Origin of the sequence: Oceanobacter sp. 5_MG-2023, from assembly GCF_030548165.1 — a bacterium.
In the GTDB taxonomy this organism is placed as follows: Bacteria; Pseudomonadota; Gammaproteobacteria; order Pseudomonadales; family Oceanobacteraceae; genus Oceanobacter.
This window is the reverse complement of the sequence record NZ_JAUORS010000003.1, coordinates 121,517-143,251: the sequence shown is the minus strand read 5'-3', so window position 1 is coordinate 143,251 and position 21,735 is coordinate 121,517. Positions and strand designations below refer to the sequence as shown.

17 protein-coding genes and 1 tRNA gene are annotated in these 21,735 nt (G+C 52.4%); 2 read left to right on the top strand and 16 right to left on the bottom strand.

Going from position 1 to position 21,735, the window contains the following annotated elements; genetic code table 11:
* Positions 1–100 precede the first annotated feature (100 nt).
* From Q4551_RS03615 to Q4551_RS03600, 4 genes are all read right to left on the bottom strand, one after another.
* Entirely contained in the window at positions 101–604 is a 504-nt protein-coding gene (locus Q4551_RS03615) for a MotA/TolQ/ExbB proton channel family protein (RefSeq protein WP_303431843.1), read from the bottom strand.
* A gap of 156 nt (positions 605–760) precedes the next feature.
* Positions 761–1,120 (bottom strand): translation initiation factor Sui1, encoded by a 360-nt coding sequence (locus Q4551_RS03610; RefSeq protein WP_303431842.1) that lies wholly within the window; start codon positions 1,118–1,120, stop codon positions 761–763.
* Between the two features lie 55 nt (positions 1,121–1,175).
* The gene (locus Q4551_RS03605; protein ID WP_303431841.1) at positions 1,176–2,702 is read right to left on the bottom strand and encodes a sensor histidine kinase; all 1,527 of its coding nucleotides are present in this window, start codon (positions 2,700–2,702) and stop codon (positions 1,176–1,178) included.
* 100 nt (positions 2,703–2,802) lie between these two features.
* Entirely contained in the window at positions 2,803–3,291 is a 489-nt protein-coding gene (locus Q4551_RS03600) for an Lrp/AsnC family transcriptional regulator (protein ID WP_303431840.1), read from the bottom strand.
* Between the two features lie 222 nt (positions 3,292–3,513).
* Here Q4551_RS03600 and Q4551_RS03595 point away from each other — a divergent pair, with 222 nt between their 5' ends.
* Complete coding sequence (locus tag Q4551_RS03595; protein ID WP_303431839.1) at positions 3,514–5,190, top strand: 2-isopropylmalate synthase; 1,677 nt, start codon at positions 3,514–3,516, stop codon at positions 5,188–5,190.
* A 365-nt stretch (positions 5,191–5,555) separates the two neighbouring features.
* The gene (locus Q4551_RS03590) at positions 5,556–7,067 is read left to right on the top strand and encodes an acetyl-CoA hydrolase/transferase family protein (protein WP_303431838.1); all 1,512 of its coding nucleotides are present in this window, start codon (positions 5,556–5,558) and stop codon (positions 7,065–7,067) included.
* Between the two features lie 210 nt (positions 7,068–7,277).
* Here the strand turns inward: Q4551_RS03590 and Q4551_RS03585 are convergent, their stop codons facing one another.
* From Q4551_RS03585 to folP, 12 genes are all read right to left on the bottom strand, one after another.
* Positions 7,278–9,278 carry a hypothetical protein gene (locus Q4551_RS03585; protein ID WP_303431837.1) on the bottom strand — a complete coding sequence of 667 codons (2,001 nt, stop codon included), beginning with the start codon at positions 9,276–9,278 and terminating at the stop codon, positions 7,278–7,280.
* Between the two features lie 342 nt (positions 9,279–9,620).
* On the bottom strand, positions 9,621–11,729 hold the full coding sequence (gene pnp, locus Q4551_RS03580) for a polyribonucleotide nucleotidyltransferase (RefSeq protein WP_303431836.1): 2,109 nt from the start codon (positions 11,727–11,729) through the stop codon (positions 9,621–9,623).
* A 271-nt stretch (positions 11,730–12,000) separates the two neighbouring features.
* The gene (rpsO, locus tag Q4551_RS03575; protein WP_303431835.1) at positions 12,001–12,270 is read right to left on the bottom strand and encodes a 30S ribosomal protein S15; all 270 of its coding nucleotides are present in this window, start codon (positions 12,268–12,270) and stop codon (positions 12,001–12,003) included.
* A gap of 265 nt (positions 12,271–12,535) precedes the next feature.
* Positions 12,536–12,940, bottom strand: a complete 405-nt coding sequence (gene rbfA / locus Q4551_RS03570; RefSeq protein ID WP_303431834.1) for a 30S ribosome-binding factor RbfA — start codon at positions 12,938–12,940, stop codon at positions 12,536–12,538.
* A gap of 109 nt (positions 12,941–13,049) precedes the next feature.
* Positions 13,050–15,794, bottom strand: coding sequence for a translation initiation factor IF-2 (gene infB, locus Q4551_RS03565; RefSeq protein ID WP_303431833.1), 2,745 nt, complete (start codon positions 15,792–15,794; stop codon positions 13,050–13,052).
* 27 nt (positions 15,795–15,821) lie between these two features.
* Positions 15,822–17,318, bottom strand: coding sequence for a transcription termination factor NusA (gene nusA, locus Q4551_RS03560; protein ID WP_303431832.1), 1,497 nt, complete (start codon positions 17,316–17,318; stop codon positions 15,822–15,824).
* A 25-nt stretch (positions 17,319–17,343) separates the two neighbouring features.
* A complete protein-coding gene (gene rimP, locus Q4551_RS03555; protein WP_303431909.1) occupies positions 17,344–17,805 on the bottom strand; it encodes a ribosome maturation factor RimP in 462 nt (153 codons plus the stop codon).
* 257 nt (positions 17,806–18,062) lie between these two features.
* Positions 18,063–18,148 (bottom strand) — tRNA-Leu (locus Q4551_RS03550).
* Between the two features lie 33 nt (positions 18,149–18,181).
* A complete protein-coding gene (gene secG / locus Q4551_RS03545; RefSeq protein WP_303431831.1) occupies positions 18,182–18,559 on the bottom strand; it encodes a preprotein translocase subunit SecG in 378 nt (125 codons plus the stop codon).
* Between the two features lie 6 nt (positions 18,560–18,565).
* Complete coding sequence (gene tpiA, locus Q4551_RS03540; protein WP_303431830.1) at positions 18,566–19,306, bottom strand: triose-phosphate isomerase; 741 nt, start codon at positions 19,304–19,306, stop codon at positions 18,566–18,568.
* A gap of 115 nt (positions 19,307–19,421) precedes the next feature.
* The gene (gene glmM / locus Q4551_RS03535; RefSeq protein ID WP_303431829.1) at positions 19,422–20,759 is read right to left on the bottom strand and encodes a phosphoglucosamine mutase; all 1,338 of its coding nucleotides are present in this window, start codon (positions 20,757–20,759) and stop codon (positions 19,422–19,424) included.
* Positions 20,752–21,591, bottom strand: a complete 840-nt coding sequence (folP, locus tag Q4551_RS03530) for a dihydropteroate synthase (protein ID WP_303431828.1) — start codon at positions 21,589–21,591, stop codon at positions 20,752–20,754. The genes glmM and folP overlap by 8 nt, the downstream gene beginning before the upstream one ends.
* Positions 21,592–21,735: the final 144 nt, after the last annotated feature.

Genomic DNA, 21,735 nt, shown 5'->3' with positions numbered 1-21,735 from the left:
CTCACTGATTTTGCCTGCGGCTGTTATTTCTCTCACGACGGTTATTAAACCCATGGTTTGGCGTCTGTACTGTTAAAACAGGCAGCATGATACCCACTGCCTAATCGAAAGCCAGTACCGTTTTGATGCGCCGTTTTTCGTGTTCAATAATCCGCCTCAAGACGGTTTGTGCCAGCAAGCCTGTGATCGCGCCCACCATACCGGCAACCGTTGACAAGATGGCTTTGGAAATACCAGCCGCCATGGGTTTGGGGCTACCGGCACCGAGTTGCACCATGACATCAAATACTTCAATCATGCCTGTGACCGTCCCCAGTAAACCCAGTAGAGGACAAATAACAATAAACATCCGGATAGTAGTGAATCCTGCATCCAGCCCCATCGTCAAACTGGCCAGCAGTTCCTGATGAATCTGTCGAGAGATCCAGCTGTGTTTACAAGAACGGGAACACCATTCCTGCTGTGCAATGGCGCATCGGGCCGGATGCACTGCCACCACATACAAGGTGCGTTCGATCAGGTACGCCCAGAGTAAAAAGATAACCGCCATAATGGGGTAAATCACTTCACCGCCGCGTTCCAGAAACAAGCTGATTTCTTCCATTAGCGCAGACTCCGGCATGCTATTGAAGTCATCAGCTTATCGTGTTGGCAAAACAAATAATCAGGTTGTTGGGCCAGGTTTGAAGTACATCAAACCTGGTGGACAATTCATCAGATCGTCATTCGTTTGATGAAGCAGTGTCATGTATCGGGCTTATTATCCGCCAGATTTTTTCACCGTAAAACCACGCCGGGTCAGCTCAGACATCAGCAAATCACGCTGCTCCCCCTGAATTTCAATAACACCATCCTTGAGTACACCACCAACGCCACATTTCTTTTTCAGCTCTTTGGCCAGTGTCTTAAGCTCGGCTCCGATCAGCGGCACTCCGGTCACCAGAGTCACAACCTTGCCACCACGCCCTTTGGTTTCTCGTGCCAGACGCACAATCCCGTCGCCCTGGGGTTGCTCTGGCTCTCCGCAGCGACACTGTGCCACGGCTTCCCGACATGCAGGGCAGGTACGTCCAATTTCAGTGGAATAGACCAGTCCACCGCTGTTTTTTTGCTTGGCCATGTGATTCCTCATTGTTGCTACCGCAACGCTAAATCATTCACAGCCATTCGGCAAATCAACTTGCCGCAGAGCTGGCACTGCTCGATAACGTTGCCACAGGAAATGTCAGCATCACCTGGGTACCGACTCCCAACTCACTATCAATGGTCAAATCCCCACTATGATAAGCCATCACAATAGCGACCTCAGCCAACCCCAAGCCGTTTTCCGGCACTCCCCAATCCGCATGGATCCAGCTGTTCACCGCGGTAGCATCCATGCCCTCCCCGGTATCCCGGATGGATACACATACCGTGTCGTTCACGGTTTCGAGGCGAATGGTTATCTTGCCCGGCTCACTTCCAAGGGCTTCACTGGCATTGGCAAGCAGCTGCCGAAATGCCAGACGAACCTGACTCTCAACACATTCAATTCCGGGGATAGGCGTTGTTTCAATTACCAGGTTGATACGTTCATTGAGCGACTGCTCCGCGACCACCTTCTGCATCAAGGCAGCCAGATCCAGGCTCTGTCGAGGCTCTGGACTGGCCAGAACATGTAGTTCGTTGATTCTCCGGTGGACTTGCTCCAGATTGGTTCTGAGCCTGACCAGCTGGCCCGGAGGATGATCGCGACCATCGGATGCCAGCCATTGCTTCACTTGCTGCTCAGACTCGGCCAGTGGCTGGTTGGATTCTTCTGTAATGGCCGCAACCAGATACCCCAACGATGCCATTTGCTGCGAGTGAGACAACAGTCGCTGGGTACGCTCCAGTTCATCAAAACGCTGCTGCAACTGGCTCTTGCTGTTTTTTAACGCCCTGTTACAAGCCTGCATCTCATGTTCCAGCACTTGCTGCTCTTGACGGGCGTTTTGCTCCTCCTGCTGGCAACGCCGCAGCTCCGCTGCTGTAGACGTTAACAAGTAATTGATCTTGCCCGTTAATGCCTGCAATTCACACAGCCTTTCCTGACATGTCACCGGGGGCTGCTCAGTACAACCTGGGACAATCCCCTGGAGTTGCCGAATCAGCTCACCCAGCGGGCGAGTCAGTCGCTGATAGAAAATCACCACCAGCGCCAGCACCAGCAAAAGGTTACGTACCACCTCCAGTGCCATGGTCATCGCTGCTCGTTCTCGAAACTCGGTATGAATTTCACGCTTATCAATCCAGACGGTCAAACTGCCTATTTTTTCAAAATGTGCTTCCACCAGATTATTGCCGAGCAGGTCGACTGTTTTTTCCAGCAAGTAAGGCTGCAGCAGATCATTTTTCAGATCATCAGCCGACAGTCCACGCCGCTGGCTATAACCAGACAAGTCATCGTCGACATACACTGACACAATGGAGCGATCCAGCATCAACCCTTCAAAAATCAGCTGAACGGCGGTGTTATGGTATTGCTGCAGTGCCAATGCCAGCTGATCGCTCTGATACACCAGCAAGGTATCCAGATTGGTCTGAAAACGTTCTTTTTCTATTAGATAATCGATGCGAATTTGTACTGCACTGAACAGCACACTGAGAACCAGGCTGCATATAAGAATGTAGCCTGTCAGTTTACTTGCTGCTGAAGGAAATTGAGGTATCACAGTTGCCATTGCCTGATTCCGCTGGTTCTACCTGAGTATAGCCGCCTCCGCTGCCGCTGTTTGGAGCGGACACTCGGCAAAAACGACACTGCATCACAACACTGGCCTGCTAATCCAGTGGCAAAGCACTGCGATCGACCACCTTACGCATTACAAAACTGGAATGAACACCGCTGACACCTTCAATACGAGTCAGCGTTCCAAGCAATAATTGCTGAAAGGCTTCCATATCACGGACAATAACCTTGAGTACATAGTCTGCCGACTGACCGGTAATCAGATAACACTCCAGTACTTCAGGGCAAGCATCCACCGCAGCCTCAAAGGTAGCAAATCGTTCCGGTGTATGTTTGTCCATATTAATATGTATCAACGCCAGCAAATCCAGGCCCAGTTTTCGGGCGCTGACATGAACACGATACCCTTCAATCACGCCGCTGTCCTGCAATGCCTTGACCCGGCGAGAACAGGGCGAGGGAGACAAGCCAACCTGATCAGCCAGCTCCAGGTTCGACAAGGCTCCATGCTGCTGCAACAGCGCCAGAATACGCCGATCGGTACGATCCAGAACAACCAGGTCACGAGCAGATCGACTCATGCAAATCTCTCCATCAATATATTTGAGGAAGCCGCAGAAAAAGCATCTTTTACCAAGCCTAAAAGTAACTCAGCAATTTATCACCAATAATTCAAGATATAGAACAATATTCACAAAAACAACCGTGCAAAACCACAACAATTAACAATCTTTCATCCCGTACTTCACTTTACACTGTACCCAGTTTCAACACAGCAATCTGAATACCAGTACGGAGCCACCATGAGTCATCATAAATACAGCAACCCGGACTTCAATCCGGAAAAATACCCGCGTTTTCCTGTTATCCGGAAAAGCGATCGCCGCTGGCCCAATGCGGAAATCAAGGCGGCTCCGCTGTGGTGCTCTGTCGACCTGCGTGATGGTAACCAGGCGTTGATTGAGCCCATGAACGTTAGCCAGAAACAGGCAATGTGGCACTTATTGGTTGATATGGGCTTCAAGGAAATTGAAGTCGGCTTCCCTGCTGCATCACAACCGGACTTCGACTTTGTCCGCTGGTTGATCGAAGAAAATCGTATTCCGGATGATGTCACGATTCAGGTGTTGGTACAGGCGCGTAATGATCTGATCGAACGCACCTACGAAGCCCTTGATGGTGTGCGCCGCGCCGTGGTCCACGTGTACAACTCAACCTCTCCGGTACAGCGCCAGAAAGTCTTTAACCTCGACAAGGCCGGTATCATCGATATTGCCCGCAAAGGCGCTGCCAAGGTACAGCAAGTCGCACGGGACTATCCGGCAACAGACTGGACCTTCCAATATTCACCAGAAAGCTTTTCCGGTACGGAAGTCGACTTCGCCGTCGAGGTGTGTAATGCCGTCATTGATGTTTGGCAGCCCACTCCCGAGAAAAAAATCATCCTCAACCTTCCTGCCACGGTTGAATCGGCCATGCCCAATGTATTTGCTGATCAAATTGAATGGTTTTGTGATCATGTTGAAAAACGCGATAGCCTGTTAATCAGCATCCACACCCATAACGACCGGGGTTGTGCCGTAGCCGCAGCGGAAATGGCCATTCTGGCCGGAGCCGATCGTATAGAAGGCACCTTGCTGGGCAATGGTGAGCGCACCGGGAATATGGATATCGTTACCATGGCCATGAACCTCTATAGCCAGGGTATCGACCCGCAGTTGGATATCAGCATGGCTGACGACATTATCAGCACCGTCGAAGCCTGTACCAATATCAAGACCCATCCGCGCCACCCCTGGCTTGGAGAACTGGTATATACCGCTTTTTCCGGTAGCCACCAGGATGCCATCCGTAAGTGCCTCGCCGTACAAACAGCGAGTGAACACTGGGATGTCGCTTATTTGCCAATCAATCCGGAAGATATCGGTCGCAGCTACCAGTCTGTCATCCGGGTCAACAGCCAGTCGGGCAAAGGAGGAGCCAGTTATTTGCTTGAGCAGGAAATGGCCATCACCTTGCCACGCTGGGTACAGATTGAACTGGCCCAACCTGTGCAGGCATTGGCTGAACGCAGTGCCAGCGAACTGCAAACCGACGATATCGTCAGCTTGTTCCGCCGCACCTTTATGACCAGCCATGGCCAGTTGCAACTCGACAGCTACACCCTTGAAGGCAGTGGCAGCCAGACCGCCGTTCAGGCTTGCCTTAACGACGGCAGCAACCTGATCAGCTTGCACGGGCACGGCAACGGTGCGATCAGTGCCTTTACTGACGCCATCCACCGCGCATTAGGTGTATCGGTCCAGATCGTGCAATTTGATGAGCAATCATCCGGTGAAGGTTCGGATGCCGGGGCTGTCGCCTTTATCCAGGCCAATATCAATGGCCAACGCTACACTGGCGCGGCAGAAGACGAAGACACATTAAGCGCCAGCATGAATGCCGTTTTGGCGGTGGTGAACCAGTCTATCGCCCAGTAGTCTTTGAGATAACAGCATCGGTGCAAAACTAACGACTGCAAGGCTTGCACCGGTGCTGTTCTCTACTGTCTTTTGAATAACTAACTAACTAACGTATCACCGACAGCCAATACCGCAACGTTATAAAATAAGCCCGCCCTGCCCTCAGCGTTTTACGCTTACAGCGGTATTTCCTGCCCGTTTTGCAAAAAAAACCACCTGACAATTATGTCATTTTACTCAACACACTGTTTTTATAGACTTAAGTCGATACCGAAAGATGGTACTTAGCACGCATAAAGCCATACTATTTGGCACGTATTGGCATAAAAAAGACATGAAATACGCCAATCGGATATTACTCTTTATATAACCGGGACTTTTCTATGGCTACAGATTCACGCATGCTCTGCACGGCACTCTCTGATCGACTTATGTCTGCCGAAGACGCCGCCGCACTGATACCTGCTGGCAGCACCGTTGGCATGAGCGGCTTTACTGGCGCAGGTTACCCTAAAGCCATTCCTGCTGCTTTGGCTGATCGTATAGAAAAACTGAACAACGCTGGCGAAGAATTCCGCATCAACATCTGGACTGGCGCGTCAACCGCACCGGAACTGGATGGTAAGCTGGCGGCCGTCAACGGCATCAATATGCGTTTGCCTTTCCAATCAGATCCAATCTGCCGTGAAAAAATCAATAACGGCAGCATGGATTACATCGATATCCACCTGTCCGAAGTATCCCAGTACGCCTGGTCCGGCTTCCTTGGCAAAATGAACATTGCCGTCATCGAAGTCACTGGTGTACTTGAAGATGGTCGCCTGATCCCTTCCTCTGCGGTTGGTAACAACAAGACCTGGATCGAACAAGCTGACCACATCATTCTGGAAGTCAACAGCGCTCAAAGTGCTGGTCTGGAAGGCATGCACGATATCTACTACGGTACTGCCTTGCCGCCGAACCGCAAACCTATCCAGATCAGCAAGCCGACCGACCGTATTGGCAAGCATTATCTGGATTGCCCAACCGAGAAAGTCATTGCGGTTGTTGAAAGCCACGCTCCCGATCGCAATTCAGCGTTTAACCCACCAGATGAAATTTCGCGCCGCATTGCCGGCCATATCCTCGAATTCTTCGAGCAGGAAATTGCTCTGGGACGTATGCCGAAAGAATTGCTGCCAATCCAATCCGGTGTGGGCAACATTCCTAACGCCGTACTGGAGGGTCTTGATGCCGGCCCATTCAAACAGCTGACTGCTTTTACGGAAGTAATCCAGGACGGCATGCTGGCCATGCTGAAATCCGGCACTCTGGCAGCCGCGTCTTCTACCGCTTTCTCACTCAGTCCGACCGCCATGGACGAGCTGAACAATAACATCGACTTCTACCGGGAACGGATCATCTTGCGTCAGCAAGACATCAGTAACCACCCGGAACTGATTCGTCGTTTGGGCGTGATCGCCATGAATGGCCTGATCGAAGCCGATATGTACGGCAACGTCAACTCTACCCACATTATGGGTAGCCGTATGATGAACGGTATTGGTGGTTCTGGTGACTTCGCCCGTAACGGTTATCTGTCGATTTTTGTAACGCCATCAACTGCCAAAAATGGTGCCATCTCTGCCATCGTGCCAATGGTTTCTCACGTTGACCACACGGAACACGACGTCAAGATTCTGGTTACCGAACACGGTCTGGCAGATTTGCGCGGTCTGTCTCCAAGACAGCGTGCACACGTCATTATAGAAAAATGTGCCGATCCAGCCTTCCGCCCAGCCTTGCGCGATTACTTTGATCGCGCCTGCGCCAGTGGTCGTGGCATGCATACTCCGCATTTGCTGGGTGAAGCATTAAGCTGGCACCAACGTTACGAAGAAACCGGCCATATGTAAGACGATGTAATATCGTTTTGATGGTTTCCAGCCATCAGGTGTCAGCTCCTGACCCTGATGGCTGATCTTCTTCAGATGCTGGCTATTCCGTTCTGATATCAAGCTTTCTATTCTTTTCCAGCCCTGCACTCAGACAGCCACAACACCAACCACAACACCAGTCACAATGACTGCAACCCCTTAACACCGTCCCGGTGTGTCAGATCAACGTTATCGCTGTAACGACTGCCATTCCGACTCCGTCAACCAGCTTGCTTCTGGCAACCCCAAAGATAACGCCAACCGAACCAGGCCGTGCAACCAGCTGCATGCATTCGCTTGTGGTATTTCGCCCAGCCGCGCCGCAGGGTGATTACTGAACCCCAGTACCTGACTGCTATCCAGATGCAGGCGACGACAATGCCCAATGAACACTTCCGGGCGCATATCACAGAAAACCAGACGCTGGCGTACAATCTCGGGGAACAGACCACTGATAATTTGATCGTCAACCTGACAACCGGCTTCGGCTGAATCCCTGGCGTGGCGAAACCGGCCAGGCTCCAGCAAGTACACCAATGAATGTGGCCGTTGATGCTGTTGCAAGCGCTCACTGATCTGTAATGCCTGCTGCAAAGACTGATAGCCACTGGCCACCAGCTGAATTTCCGCGGCACAATGCCCATGCAAACACACAGCCCCATGACTGACCAATTGCTCTGCCATCGCCGGTGTCATAATAGAGGCAACCGGGCCATCCGGAATGACTAGCTGCATCACCACTCCAGTCTCACCGTAGCAGCTCTTTAAAGCCGCCTGCGCAGTATTGCCATCCGGGATCAACAGCACCCGCATCTGGTCGGCACTTTGTGACAACAAGAGTTCTGTCATTTCAGGAGCGGCAGGGTCATGACGACAAACCAGTGGCAAGCCAGCCCAGGGGGCGGCTTCATCATCCAGCTTTTGCCGACGAGCAAAGGCAATCGCCTGTAACACCGGCTCCAGTATGGCAAGACCGGCAGACTCGTGTGTCACCAGCATATTGATGCCCATCTGATTGCCCAAGCAGGCATTGACCAGTAATTCACCATCGTGATGATGAAGCAAAGCTCCGGCTGTTCCGGCACTGCGAAGCCCCAACCGCTCACAGCTGATCGGCAATGTCTTTTGTACAGCACCAAGGTGGTTGGCCAGCCGAGGCCGTAATGCCGGATTAATTTCACAGATATCGGCGAAGTAACGATCCAGCACTGACAACACGTCATGCGGTTGTTGCGCACCTTGCCAATGCGGGTCTGGACGGTTCACCGTTACCATAAAAGGTCGTAATGGCTGACGCGGCTGTCGTAGTACTGCAGCCTTGGCAGGCCAACCGGTACTGGCTGCTGGCTCAATTGCGACTGCAATAACCGGCTGGCACACCAGCGTAAGCCAGGGCAACCAGTGTATATCGGCAGTCTGTCGCAACGGCCACTCCGCCTCAGCTTCCAGCAATGCACAAGCAATATTGACTGGTCTGGTATCGGTTAATAACAGCTCATCACTATCCACGGGCTGCTGACCATTGTCCGCAACCCAGACCGGAATCAATACACCGCTATCCTGCCGGGACCACCAAGCCAGAGTACGTCCCATTCGCTCTTTTAATTCGTCAATATCGCCATCCATCACCAGCAAGGCCACTTCTCCTGGTAACGGTTGATGGACAGCCTGAGTTACCAAGGTATCCAGCGGTGCTCTGGCTCCCATCAGTTCAGGCGAAATCCAGGGGCCAGGCAGAATCTGTTGCTCTGTATCCCGGCCAAATTCCTGTTCAAAACGAGTCCAGCCATCAAGAGTCAACGGATAACGCTGTTGGCGGGCACGGTTTGCACTGCCAGTAAGTAACTGCCAGATTTCCAGCGCCGCTCCCATGCCTGGCAGAGCCGATAACCAGTCGCGGCGCTTGCCCGTCAGGTGGTTGATCAACATACCCGCAGCGGCCAGTTGCATCAGTACCTGCCACTGAGCGGCGGAACCTGGCATGGATAAAAACCCGGCTTGTCGTTGCAGCGCCGGAATACGGTCATACAGCTGATCAGACAACCGCTCGGCCACCCACAAGGCTTCCGTCACCCGACTCATCGGCACAGAACAACCGGCCTGTGCCAGCGCACGAGACAACCGACCGGCGTCCGAGCTAACATCCAGACTGCCGCCGGTTTCTTTAAGTACCATTCGTTCACGTGCCATCACGCTCTCCAGACCAATCATTGCCAACAGTTAAAGACACATCCACCCGCTGCCAACACAAAAAACAGAATAAAACCCACCTGCGCCATCGTTTTAATGGATCCATACCCGGCGCAATCTGAACCGGTCATCGGCGAGCAGGCTGTTATTACTGCAGCGGATTTCAGCTACTTTATTAGTCTAGGAGCAGCCACTCTCTGGTGTCTTGCCGTGCATCAACCCCTGCCGTATCAATCACAGTGAGAGAGCAGCCATAAAAAAACCGCCCGAAGGCGGTTTCAGAAAGCAGTCAGTCCGTTTTCGTCAGCTAAAAATCAACGAAACCGGTGCACCGCTCAGATATCAAGCAGGTTGCTCGACACCCTTCATGGTCAGTTTGACACGACCTTTGGGATCAACATCCATTACGTGTACGTTAACCATTTGACCTTCTTTCAGGTAATCGGTCACGTTCTCAACACGCTCTTCGCTGATCTGAGAGATGTGCAACAGACCATCCTTGCCAGGCAGAACGGTGATGAAAGCACCAAAATCGACGATTTTGCTGACTTTACCTGTGTAGGTAGTTCCTACTTCGATATCCGCAGTGATTGCTTCAATCATGCTGCGCGCCAAATCAGAGGCTTCTTTACCAGCCGCAAAGATCTTGATTTCGCCATCATCATTGATGTCGATCGAAGCACCGGATTTTTCCGTAATATCACGAATGGTCGCGCCACCTTTACCAATCACTTCACGGATTTTATCGGAAGGAATCTTCATGGTGCTCATGGTCGGTGCGTTTTCAGCCAGTGTTGTACGTGGCTCAGCAATCACAGTGTTCATCTGACCCAGAATGTTCAGACGGGCTGCTTTGGCTTTTTCCAGAGCAATTTCCATGATTTGCTCGGTAATACCTTCGATCTTGATATCCATCTGCAAGGCAGTGATACCTTCATCAGTACCAGCCACTTTGAAGTCCATATCACCCAGGTGATCTTCGTCACCCAGAATGTCAGTCAGAACGGCAAACTGTTCGCCTTCCTTGATCAGTCCCATGGCGATACCAGCAACCGGGGCCTTGATCGGTACACCTGCGTCCATCAGTGCCAGGGAAGCACCACACACGGACGCCATGGAAGAAGAACCGTTGGATTCGGTGATTTCTGACACAATACGAATGGTATAAGGAAATTCGTCTGCTGTAGGCATCATTGCCTGGATACCACGACGGGCAAGGCGACCATGACCAATTTCACGACGGCCTGGCGTACCCAGACGGCCAGCTTCACCAACAGAATATGGAGGGAAGTTGTAGTGGAACAGGAACGGATCGTCCTTGGTGCCGTGCAGGAAGTCGATCATCTGTGCATCACGGGCAGAGCCCAGAGTGGTCACAACAATCGCCTGGGTTTCACCACGGGTGAACAGAGCTGAACCGTGCGTGGTGTTCAGTACACCGGTCTCGATGGTCAGAGGACGAACGGTATCGTTATCACGACCGTCAATACGTGGCTCGCCATCGATAATGCGTTTGCGCACAACTTCGTATTTCAGCTCGCCCATCATGTCAGCGATATCGTCAGCGGAGAAACCTTCTTCACCTTCTGCTGCAGCCAGTTTTGTAATCGCGTCAGCCTTGATCGCGTCCAGCTTGCCGTAACGCTCCATCTTGTCAGACGTAGTATAGGCTTCACCGATCGCAGCTGCAGTCTCTGCTTTTACTGCTTCGTACAGCTCAACGTTCTTGGCTTCAGCTGCCCAATCCCATTTGCTGACACCCAGTTCTTCAACCCACTCACTGATGGCCGTGATAGCAGGCTGGAAACCTTTGTGGGCAAACAGTACAGCACCCAGCATTTCGTCTTCAGTCAGTTCGTCGGCTTCGGATTCCACCATCAAGACGGCATCTTTGGTACCGGCAACGATCATATCCAGCAAGGAATCTTCCAGCTGAGTCTGAGTCGGGTTCAGGATGTAACCCTTGTCCTCAATAAAGGCAACCCGTGCACCACCGATTGGACCATTAAAAGGCACACCGGATACTGCCAAGGCAGCGGAGGTAGCAATCATGCCGCACATGTCTGGATCAACATCTTTTTCAGACGACATAACCGTGACGATGACCTGAACTTCGTTCATGAAGCCATCGGCAAACAAAGGACGGATCGGACGGTCAATCAGACGGGAAGTCAGTGTTTCTTTTTCTGAAGGGCGGCCTTCGCGCTTCAGGTAACCACCAGGAATACGGCCTGCAGCGTACATTTTTTCCTGATAATGAACCGACAGCGGGAAGAAATCCTGGCCGGGTTTGGTTTTCTTGGCAGCTACGACAGTAGCCAGCACCTGGGTTTTACCCATGGTAACCAGTACCGCACCATCGGCTTGACGGGCAATTCGGCCAGTTTCAAGCGTGATGGTGTCGTTACCGAGTTGGAACGTTTTGGTATTAGCGACAGGTTTGTTGCTCATGTATTCATTTTTCCTGTAAATCAAACGAAGCTGCATCACCGCCGGTGCTTCTAAGCATTGGCCGTTGCACGAGCCGGCTTCCCCCACGCTGACAGCAGAACGGGGATATCGGGTTCCCTGACGGGAACCAACGACAAATGGTTAGAAGCACCACCGCGTTCTTGCGGGGCTGGCACCACAGTGATAACAGAATTTAGAGGGAGTATAGACAGCCGCACAAGCGAGCTACAGAAACAACAAAAGCCCCGGAGGGCTTTTGCTGCAAGCGAGATTAGCGACGCAGACCCAAACGCTGGATCAGATCCAGGTAACGGTTAGCATCTTTACGCTTCAGATAGTCCAGCAGCTTACGACGCTGGTTAACCATGCGAATCAGACCGCGACGGGAGTGGTGATCTTTGCCATGCTCCTTGAAGTGACCTTGCAAACCCAGAATGTTATGGGTCAGCAGGGCAACCTGAACTTCCGGTGAACCGGTGTCGCCTTCGGCAGTTTGATACTCTGTAACGATCTCAGCTTTTTTCTCAGCAGATAATGCCATGTATAACTCCAACATAATGTGCATCAGGTAAACCTGACGTTAAAAAAGACATCGCTACCGTGCACATTAACAGTAGTATGCCGTTGCAGACCTGACCAACCACGAGAAGGTCAAATGCTGCAGATACTGGCCATAACCAAGGCTTGATCAGCCTTGTACCGGCACTTGTAATTGTACTGAAGGTGCTGCATTGAGGCTAGTATTAAGTGCTTGCCGCAGCAGGTCTTTATACGGTAGTACCTCAGCGTCGCCACCCCAGCCGCCTTTATGCGTCGTCGTCTTCAGCAGAAGCCTGATTGGCCTTGTCCTGATCACGGGCCTGACGAATCAAACCAGTCAGGTGGTGTCCCCGATCCATGCTTTCATCGTAGTGGAAACGTAACATCGGCGTCACACGAGTCGTCAGAATACGGGCCAGTTCGGAGCGCAGATAACCGGCGGCGTCATTTAAAATGGCGACAGTCTGTGCCTGGATTTCCTGATCGGTTTCTCCCTTGGCACCCATCACGGTGAAATAGATATCGGCATAGCCGAGATCCTTAGCCACCCGCACGTCATTCAAAGTCACCATTCCCAGGCGCGGATCTTTCATTTCAAACTGGATTTTCAAGGCCAGTTCGCGCTGAATCTGTTCCGACAAACGGGAGGTTCGACTGTAATCTTTTGGCATGATATTTCTCTCTTGCTGCGGCTATGGGCGCAGGCTACAGACGCCAAAGCCCGGCAAGGCCGGGCTTTGTCAAAGGGTCAGACCCAAAGTACACAAGGTACTTGATGGATCACAGAGTACGAGCAACCTCACGGACGTCAAATACTTCAATCTGATCGCCAGGGCGAACATCCTGATAGTTTTTCACGCCAATACCACACTCCATACCCTGGCGAACATCAGCCACATCATCTTTATAACGACGTAACGATTCCAGCTCACCTTCATAAATCACCACGTTTTCACGCAGCACACGGATTTTCTTGTTCCGATGCACTGTGCCTTCGGTCACCATACAACCAGCAATCTGGCCGAATTTTGGTGAGTTGAAGACATCGCGAACTTCGGCGATACCAACGATTTCTTCGCGCAGCTCCGGCGCCAACAAACCAGCCATCGCCTGTTTCACGTCATCCAGCAGATCGTAGATCACGCTGTAATAACGCATATCCAGGCCGCTGTTTTCCACGATACGACGGGCAGCATTGTCAGCCCGTACGTTAAAGCCGAAAACAACCGCACTGGAAGCAACCGCAAGAGTCACGTCGGTTTCCGTAATACCACCCACTCCGGACGATACCACGTTTACTTTCACTTCATCGGTAGCCAGCTTCTGCAAGGAAGACACAATGGCTTCCAACGAACCCCGAACGTCGGTTTTCAAGACGATATTCAGTACCGCTGGAGCACCTTCGCCCATACCACTGAACAAGGCGTCCAGTTTTGCGGCTTGCTGACGTTGTTGTACCTGCTCTTTGGCCTTGTTCTCACGATATTCCGCTACTTCGCGGGCTTTCTTCTCGTTTTCAACCACCATGAAGCTGTCACCAGCATCCGGAGTGCCATTCAGACCCAGGATCGCAACCGGAATAGACGGGCCGGCTTCATCAACCGGCTTGCCGTTTTCGTCCAGCAGCGCACGGGCGCGGCCATAACATGTACCGGCAAGCACGATATCGCCTTTTTTCAGCGTACCGTTCTGCACCAGCATGGTTGCAACCGGACCACGTCCTTTATCAAGACGGGATTCCACAATAACACCACAGCCCGGGCCGTCGAAGTGTGCTTTCAGCTCCAGTACTTCGGCTTGCAGCAACACCGCTTCCAGCAGCTCGTCGATACCCAGACCGGTATGGGCAGAAACCGGGATAAAAGGTACATCGCCACCCCAGTCTTCTGGCAGTACGCCACGAGCGGACAATTCATTTTTGACACGGTCAACATCCGCGCCTTCCTTGTCCATTTTGTTGATCGCAACAACCAGAGGAACTCCGGCAGCATGGGCATGCTGTACGGCTTCTTCGGTTTGAGGCATCACGCCGTCATCGGCGGCAACCACCAGAATAACCACGTCGGTTGACTGGGCACCACGAGCACGCATGGCAGTAAACGCCGCGTGTCCCGGTGTATCCAGGAAGGACACCATGCCGTGATCTGTTTGCACATGGTAGGCACCAATATGCTGGGTAATACCACCGGCTTCTCCGGCCACCACTCGAGTACGACGAATGTGATCAAGCAACGACGTTTTACCATGGTCAACGTGACCCATAACCGTTACGACCGGCGCCCGGGTTTTTTCTTCACCCTCGTAAGATACGGAGTCTGTAACGTCTTCTTCCAGCTGATTGTCAGAGATCAGCTTCGCCACCTTGTGGCCCATATCTTCAACCAGCAGAGTCGCGGTGTCCTGATCCAGCGTCTGGTTGATGGTCGCCATAACGCCCATACCCATCAGACTCTTGATCACTTCACCGGCTTTAACACTCATACGGGAAGCCAGTTCGCCGACTGTAATCGCTTCTGGCAATTCAACTTCACGAATAACCGGTGCTGTTGGACGGGTAAAAGCGTGTTCGTTGTTGTTTTGCTGTTGCTGACGGCTACGGCTGCCCTTGCCTTTAGCCTTGCTGCGACGACGACCGCTATTCTGGCCACCCTCGGAATCCATATAGCGGCTGTTTTCGCGGGTATCGGAACGCTTCTTGTCGACCACCTTGCCTTTCTTGCGATGCTCTTCCTGACGTTGCTGAGCAGCTTCTGCCTCTGCACGTTTTTGCGCAGCATCTTCTTCAGCAGTCAGTGGCTTGGCCTTGACGCGAGCGGTAGCAACCGGCTTGCTGGGGCGTGCGGAACGATCATCACGGCGAGGCTGGGGTGCCGGCTCTGTTTTGGCTGCTGCAGGCTTGGCCTTGGCGGCAGCAGCGGCTTTGGCAGCCTTGGCAGCAGCCGCGGCTTTTTCGGCGGCAGCTTTTTCAGCAGCAGCCTTGGCAGCCAGCGCCGCCTTGGAGTCAGCACGCGGAGCAATACTGACCCGCGCGGTTTGTGTGATGGGCTTGCTAGCCGCCTCGGCCTGGGCACGAGATTCAGCTTCGGCTGCACTGCGCGCAGCACGTGCTGCCCGTTCTTCGGCAACACGACGTTCAGCAACACGAGCCGCTTCGTCAGCCGCCTTGGCTTCTGCAGCCAATCGTTCTGCTTCTGCCTGACGTGCTGTTTCAACGTCTTTATCCATTTCATCCCGTTTCACGTAAGTACGTTTTTTGCGTACTTCGATCGATACGGCTTTCTTGCCACCCTGACCGGTTTTCAACGTTGTGGTCACCTTGCGTTTCAGAGTGATTTTCTGGGGTGCCAGTTCATTGGCACCACCGTGGCTCTTTTTCAAAAAGGTCAACAGGCCGGCTTTTTCTTCATCCGACACTCTTTGTTCTGCTGCGGTCTGTGGCAGGCCCGCTTCTTTCATTTGGGACAACAAGCGATCTACGCTGGTCCCCACCACGTCGGCGAGTTCTTTAACTGTTACTTCTGCCATGCGTTTCTCCTATGCCGAGTGAGTGGATTAATCATTGCCCTCAAACCAGGGCTTGCGTGCGGTCATTATGAGGTCCGCCGCTTTCTCCTCGGTCATATCCTCAATGTCCATCAGGTCGTCAATGGATTGCTCGGCAAGATCTTCCATCGTACAAATACCTTTGCTGGCCAATACCAGCGCCAGATGTTTTTCCATGCCCTCCATTTCCAGCAGATCTTCTGCTGGCTGCGACTGTTCGAGCTTCTCTTCCGAGGCCAGAGCCCGGGTCAGTAGCACGTCTTTGGCGCGAGTACGGAGTTCATTAATCATGTCTTCATCCAGCTCTTCAATGTCCAGCATCTCGTCAATCGGGATGTAGGCAATTTCTTCCAGCGTGGTGAAGCCTTCTTCAACCAGCAACACCGCAAAATCTTCTTCGATGTCGAGAGTGTTAATAAAGTTATCAATATATGCCGACGCTTCCTGATCCTGCTTCGCAGCAGCATCTTCGATGGTCATGACATTGATTGTCCAGCCCGTCAGCTCGGATGCCAGGCGGACGTTTTGTCCACCACGCCCGATGGCCTGAGCCAGATTGTCGCTTTCTACCGCCACATCCATGGTGTTGGTTTCTTCATCCATGACAATGGATGCAACGTCTGCCGGAGCCATGGCATTGATAACCAGCTGTGCCGGGTTGTCATCCCAGAGCACGATATCAATCCGTTCGCTACCACCCAGTTCGTTGGTAACAGCCTGTACACGTGCTCCGCGCATACCAACACAGGCACCGACCGGATCTATACGCTTGTCATTGGTTTTGACAGCAATTTTGGCACGAGAACCGGGGTCACGCGAAGCCCCTTTGATTTCAATCACCTCTTCGGCGATTTCAGGTACTTCAATACGGAACAGCTCGATCAGCATCTCTGAAATGGTGCGACTCAACATCAATTGAGGGCCACGGTTTTCAGGGCGAACCGCATTCAGGATGGCGCGGACACGATCCCCCATGCGCATGATTTCCCGACCGATCAGCTGATCTTTGGGCAGCAAGCCTTCAGCGTTGTTGCCAAGATCAACGATAACATTGTCGCGAGTAACCTTTTTGACGGTACCGTTAACAATCTCGCCAACACGATCCTGATACTGCTCAACAATCTGGGCACGCTCAGCTTCACGTACTTTCTGAACAATAATTTGCTTGGCGGCCTGCGCAGCAATACGACCAAAATCCGGATTTTCAACCTTGACTTCGTAGGTGTCGCCGGGCTGGAGATTGGTGTCGATGTCATGCGCTTCCTGCAAGGTCAATTCATCTCCCAGACCCGGCACCACATCATTGCTAACAACCAGCCAGCTACGATAAGTATCGTAGTCACCGGTCTTGCGATCAATATCAACCCGAATGATCGCTTCTTCATCTTCGTAGCGTTTCTTCGCGGCGGCGGCCAGTGCCGATTCAATGGCCTCAAAAATAACGTCTCGCGATACGCCTTTTTCGTTGGAAACCGCTTCCGCGACCAGGAGAATTTCTTTACTCATCTTCCAGCCTCGCTGCTATGCAACCTTAGTTATCAAAATTGGGAACAATATGAGCCTTTTCTATCAGCTCGACAGGTAACAGGTATTCATGATTATCAACCAACAGCACAATATCCTGTTCCTCGATACCCTGAAGACGCCCCTTGAATTTGCGGCGTCCATCAAAGGGCATACGCAAACGCAGTTCGATTTCTTCACCGACTGATTGCACGTACTGATCCATGGTGAACAATGGACGATCCATACCAGGGGAAGAGACTTCCAGGGTGTAATCCTGAGAAATCGGATCTTCTACATCCAGTACGCTACCGATCTGACGGCTGACATCCGCACAATGGTCGACCGTAATGCCGTCTGCATGGTCAATGTACACCCGCAACAGCGTATGGCGCCCCTGAGCGACCAGCTCAAGACCCCAGAAGACAAACCCCATTGATTCAACAACAGGAGCCAACATTTCCAGCAAGCGGGCATCACGAGCCAATATTTTTTACCTCTCAGAAACAAAAACTGGGCACCTAGTGCCCAGCCCGATGTTGTTGCCTGATGACCAGACAACAGATCTGCCAAATCTTTACACCGAACGTTATCTATCATCCGGTATTCGTCACAAATCGGTGTTTGACTGTGACGACAGCTACTAAAAAGCCCCTGACATGAGGGGCTTTAGGGCAGCTTGAGTCGACGTATTATAGGGCGTTTCGACCGTAAAAGCGAACGACATCGCTTTTACTCAAGCTGGATTGGTGCGGATAGCGAGACTCGAACTCGCACGAGCATTGCTCACCACCCCCTCAAGATGGCGTGTCTACCAATTCCACCACATCCGCATCAAAGACTTGCCAGAGGATCAATCAGTCGTGTTATTCGACGCTTGGTTGATCACTCGCAGATGCATCCAATTCCGGTGCATCCACAGCAGGCGCGTATTCTTCCACAAGTGGGGTATCTTTCTCAAGCTTTTCAATCACTTCCTGGGCAGGAATACCTATATTCGATATTTTTTCGGCATTTTGCTTGGCATAAAGCCCCAATCCCAAGCTGGTAACAAAAAAAGCTGCCGCCAGATACGCCGTTGTATGGCTGAGGAAGTTACCGGAGCCGCCACTGCCAAAGACAGTTTGTGATGCACCAGCACCAAATGAAGCACCGGCGTCTGCACCCTTGCCTTGCTGTAACATCACAAAACCAACGATACCAAGAGCCAACAGGATGTGAACAATGAGAATGATAGATTCCATACTTTCCTAAGCCGTGCAAATTTTCAGAAATTGGTCAGCATCCAGTGAGGCACCGCCCACCAGACCACCATCGATATCAGGTTGAGAAAACAATTCTCCGGCGTTGTCTGCTTTTACGCTACCGCCATAGAGAATTTGAGTTGTGGCAGCCAGGCTGGCATCGCGCCCTGCCAACTGCTCACGTATAAACAAGTGTATTGCCTGGGCTTGTGCCGGAGTTGCCGTTTCACCGGTGCCTATCGCCCAAACCGGCTCATAGGCCACGATCACGGACTGCCATTCAGCATCACTCAAGGATGCCAGCAACAGTGACAGCTGTGTGCCAACCACCTGCTCGGCATTACCCGCCTGCCGTTCGGACAGTGTTTCGCCAACACAAACGATCGCTTTCATGCCGGCAGCCAGTACTCGACGGGTTTTCTCCAAGACCAGCGTATCAGTTTCGGCATACAGGGCACGACGCTCGGAATGACCGACAATAACGTAGCGGCAACCCATGTCTGCCAACATGCCGACCGACACTTCACCGGTGAAGGCACCTGCTTCTTCACTGGCACAATTTTGCGCGCCGACCTGAACCTGACTGTGTTCAAGTCCAGCGACCACCTGACCCAGATACGGAAACGGCGGACAAACCACCAGATCGCGCTCCGGTGCATTCACTGCGGCAACAGCATCAAGCCATGCAGCCGTTGTGTCGCTCGCAGCGTTCATTTTCCAGTTACCGGCAATCATCAAGCGACGCACAGGACACTCCCAAATTCAAAGAGCGCAGATACTATCCAAGAAGTGCCTGCGAAACAAGCCGAAGCGCATATTCACGAAGGATACACTCACTTCGACCACCTGTATTCCAACCATTTCAGATGTCCAGTTCTGCTTCGACGACATCTGCCAACTGTCTGGCCAGTGTTTGCGCCAATACTTCTGTCTCTGCTTCAATCATCACTCGCACCACGGGTTCTGTTCCGGAGGGGCGCAGCAACACCCGGCCTCGTCCTGCCAGAGTGGATTCGGCATCCATCACAGCATGACGGATAACATCCGATGTCTGAATATCTACCTCCCGGCGGCGGGGCACATTAATCATCACCTGAGGCATTTTAGCCATGCGCTTGTGCCAGTCATGCAGCGAAGTGCCTGTTTCCATCAGCGCGGTCAATACCTGCAAGGCAGCAACAATGCCGTCCCCAGTGGTCTGAACATCCAGCGCCAGCAAATGCCCGGAAGATTCCCCCCCAAGACGCCAGCCATGCTCATCCAGTTTCTGCATCACATAACGGTCACCGACTCTGGCTCGCACAAAAGGAATATCCAGCTCCTGCATCGCCAGCTCCAGCCCCATATTACTCATCAGGGTTCCGACCACTCCTCCCTGCAAACGACCGGATTGCTGTGCATAAGCCGCCATGATGTACAACAACTGGTCACCATCAACCAGTTCACCACGATGATCAACCATAACCACCCGGTCACCATCCCCATCAAACGCGATACCCAGATCAGCACTTTCTTCCAGCACCTTGCACCGCAATCGTTCCGGTTCAGTGGAGCCAGCTTCACGATTAATATTAAATCCGTCGGGCTGATTTCCCAACACCACAATATCAGCTCCCAGCTCGGAAAACACCGCAGGTGCGATCGCATAGGTAGCGCCATGTGCGCAATCCAGCACAATCTTCAAACCGCGCAAATTCAACGAACTGGCCGTTCCTTTACAGAATTCGGTATAGCGGCCAGCGGCATCGTTGATCCGGACAGCCTTACCTAGCTGCTGTGATTCCACACAGACCATGGGTTGCTGCAGATAATGCTCAATGGCACCTTCCGTCTCATCAGGCAGTTTTTGCCCAACGCCAGAGAAAAACTTGATGCCGTTATCGTAATAAGGGTTATGGGAAGCACTGATAACAATGCCAGCCTGGGCACGAAAAGTTCGGGTCAGATAGGCAATCCCCGGGGTTGGAATCGGCCCCAGCAAGGCAATATCCACCCCCGCCGCCGACAGCCCGGCTTCGAGCGCCGACTCAAACATATAGCCAGAAATACGGGTATCCTTGCCTATCAGGATTTTGCTTTTTCCTTGCCGAGAAAAGACCTTGCCAGCGGCCCAGCCGAGCCGCATGACAAAATCAGGAGTGATTGGTGACTCACCCACCCGGCCGCGGATACCATCGGTACCAAAATATTGTCTAGCCATGACGCACCCCCAGAGTTGCCGCTACTACCTGCATTGCCTCTACGGTCTCCCGTACATCGTGTACGCGTAAAATGCGCGCACCCTTCATGGCACAAATCACAGCTCCGGCAACACTGCCGATCATGCGCTGATCCGGCTCCGTCACACCGGTTACTTCTGCAATCATACGTTTCCGAGACAGGCCCGCTAACAATGGCAAGCCTAACCGGCTCAGTCGCTGCAGATGACACATCAACTCATAGTTATGGTCACAGGTTTTACCAAAACCAAAACCCGGATCAATCAGCAATTGGCTTTTATCTATTCCGGCTGCGACGCAAGCGGCAATGCGTTGTTCAAGAAAATGGCAGACTTCATCCACCACGGACTCATAGCGAGGGGCTTGCTGCATGGAATCAGGCTGCCCCTGCATATGCATCAGACACACAGGCAACCTGCTGGCTGCCGCCGCTTCGATAGCACCATGACGACTCAGTGCCCGCACATCATTGATCATATGGGCACCCGCCGTGGCGGATTCAGTGATCACCGCTGCGGTGCTGGTATCAACCGAAATCACCACATCCAGCTCTCTGGCTATCGCCTCAACGACCGGCACGACACGATCCAGCTCTTCCGCCGTAGACACCGGATCAGCCCCTGGGCGGGTAGACTCACCGCCAACATCGATTATCCCGGCACCTTCAAGAACCAGTCGCTCGGCCTGACGCAAAGCGGCATCCAGGCTGTTATAACAGCCACCATCAGAAAATGAATCCGGCGTTGTATTCACAATCCCCATCACCACCGGGCGAACCAGAGACAGTTGGCGTTTACCACATTGAAGAATCACTGCATTTTTATCCGTTCAGATAGTGGAGAAACATCCTGTTTTCCACACACTTGTCACCGAACCGGCGTATCCACCCCGGCCATCGCATTATCAGGCTGAATAATCAGCAAACATTATTGGCAATACCCAGAAACGGAAAGAGCG

Excerpts from the sequence above, each read along its gene's own strand:
- Q4551_RS03615 (WP_303431843.1), bottom strand. The coding sequence starts at position 604 with ATGGAAGAAATCAGCTTGTTTCTGGAACGCGGCGGTGAAGTGATTTAC.
- Q4551_RS03610 (WP_303431842.1), bottom strand. The coding sequence starts at position 1,120 with ATGGCCAAGCAAAAAAACAGCGGTGGACTGGTCTATTCCACTGAAATT.
- Q4551_RS03605 (WP_303431841.1), bottom strand. The coding sequence starts at position 2,702 with ATGGCAACTGTGATACCTCAATTTCCTTCAGCAGCAAGTAAACTGACA.
- Q4551_RS03600 (WP_303431840.1), bottom strand. The coding sequence starts at position 3,291 with ATGAGTCGATCTGCTCGTGACCTGGTTGTTCTGGATCGTACCGATCGG.
- Q4551_RS03595 (WP_303431839.1), top strand. The coding sequence starts at position 3,514 with ATGAGTCATCATAAATACAGCAACCCGGACTTCAATCCGGAAAAATAC.
- Q4551_RS03590 (WP_303431838.1), top strand. The coding sequence starts at position 5,556 with ATGGCTACAGATTCACGCATGCTCTGCACGGCACTCTCTGATCGACTT.
- Q4551_RS03585 (WP_303431837.1), bottom strand. The coding sequence starts at position 9,278 with ATGGCACGTGAACGAATGGTACTTAAAGAAACCGGCGGCAGTCTGGAT.
- pnp (WP_303431836.1), bottom strand. The coding sequence starts at position 11,729 with ATGAGCAACAAACCTGTCGCTAATACCAAAACGTTCCAACTCGGTAAC.
- rpsO (WP_303431835.1), bottom strand. The coding sequence starts at position 12,270 with ATGGCATTATCTGCTGAGAAAAAAGCTGAGATCGTTACAGAGTATCAA.
- rbfA (WP_303431834.1), bottom strand. The coding sequence starts at position 12,940 with ATGCCAAAAGATTACAGTCGAACCTCCCGTTTGTCGGAACAGATTCAG.
- infB (WP_303431833.1), bottom strand. The coding sequence starts at position 15,794 with ATGGCAGAAGTAACAGTTAAAGAACTCGCCGACGTGGTGGGGACCAGC.
- nusA (WP_303431832.1), bottom strand. The coding sequence starts at position 17,318 with ATGAGTAAAGAAATTCTCCTGGTCGCGGAAGCGGTTTCCAACGAAAAA.
- secG (WP_303431831.1), bottom strand. The coding sequence starts at position 18,559 with ATGGAATCTATCATTCTCATTGTTCACATCCTGTTGGCTCTTGGTATC.
- glmM (WP_303431829.1), bottom strand. The coding sequence starts at position 20,759 with ATGGCTAGACAATATTTTGGTACCGATGGTATCCGCGGCCGGGTGGGT.